Source organism: Pseudomonas tremae, assembly GCF_001401155.1.
Taxonomy (GTDB): domain Bacteria; phylum Pseudomonadota; class Gammaproteobacteria; order Pseudomonadales; family Pseudomonadaceae; genus Aquipseudomonas; species Aquipseudomonas tremae.
This window is the reverse complement of sequence record NZ_LJRO01000330.1, coordinates 1-1,080: the sequence shown is the minus strand read 5'-3', so window position 1 is coordinate 1,080 and position 1,080 is coordinate 1. Positions and strand designations below refer to the sequence as shown.

Sequence of the window (1,080 nt, the reverse complement as noted above, 5' to 3'; positions counted from 1 at the left end):
GTTTACGTACAGAGCCTAACGCCTCCGGTATTCCTTTGAGGCCATCCGTGACGGCGATCAGAACATCTTCAACGCCACGAGTCTTGAGGTCGTTGAACACCTTCATCCAAAACTTGGCACCCTCGGTGCCCTCGATCCATATACCCAGAATGTCGCGCGTGCCATCAGGTAATACCCCCAGCGCCAGATAAATAGCCTTGTTGCACACTAACCCCTCGTCCCGGATTTTGACCCGTAACGCATCGAAGAAGATCACCGGATACATCGGTTCCAAGGGTCGTTGCTGCCAAGCACTCACCTCTTCCATGACCGCATCGGTGACTGAGCTGATGAAGTCATGGGACACGTCAGTTCCATACTGCTCAGACAGAAAAGCGCGGATCTCACGCACCGTCATGCCCCGGGCGTACATGGCAATTATCTTGTCGTCGAAGCCTGTAAAACGGCGTTCGTGCTTGGGAATCAGGATCGGGGCGAAGCTACCATCGCGGTCTCTGGGGATATCCAGGCGAAGCGGCCCGTCGTCGGTCAGAACCGTCTTGCTGCTTTTGCCATTACGCTGATTGGTCGACTCATCAGGGCGCTCCGCGCCCTGAGGGTAACCAAGGTGGTGACCCAGCTCGGTGCCGAGCGCACGCTCGATCAGAGCCTTCTTGAACGCCATGGACGCGTCTTGAATGGCTTCGGCGCTCATCGGGCCTTTAACAAACTGCTCGATCAGCTCTTGGGGAATCGAGGGCAACTCCCTCGCTGTTGCATTGGCGGACTTCTTTTTGGTCGGCATACATGCACCTCTAGCCACATGTTATGCCCGAACACAAAATTTCTGACAGTCTCCCGGTCGAGGCAGAAGCCATCTATTATCAGCAACTCACCGAGTCTGCCCACGTGGCATGACTCAAACAAAAGGGTCTCCGAGAAACCCGGGGCGGTTCACACCGCAATCATTATCTACTGGAACACCATCCACATCGGTCACGCGGTCGCTGAACGACAAAGGGAAGGGCTAGATGTGCCACCCGAACTTCTGGCACACATCTCTCCGCTTGGTTGGGCTCACATATTACTGACAGGCGAATA

The 1,080-nt window shown here is 55.3% G+C and carries 2 pseudogenes; one reads left to right on the top strand and one right to left on the bottom strand.

Annotated features, from left to right (window positions below):
- Positions 1–784: pseudogene (locus tag ALO43_RS18660) on the bottom strand (IS256-like element ISPsy17 family transposase); the annotation flags it as partial.
- A 156-nt stretch (positions 785–940) separates the two neighbouring features.
- On the opposite strand from ALO43_RS18660, the pseudogene ALO43_RS32155 reads away from it, so the two are divergent.
- Positions 941–1,080: pseudogene (locus ALO43_RS32155) on the top strand (Tn3 family transposase); the annotation flags it as partial.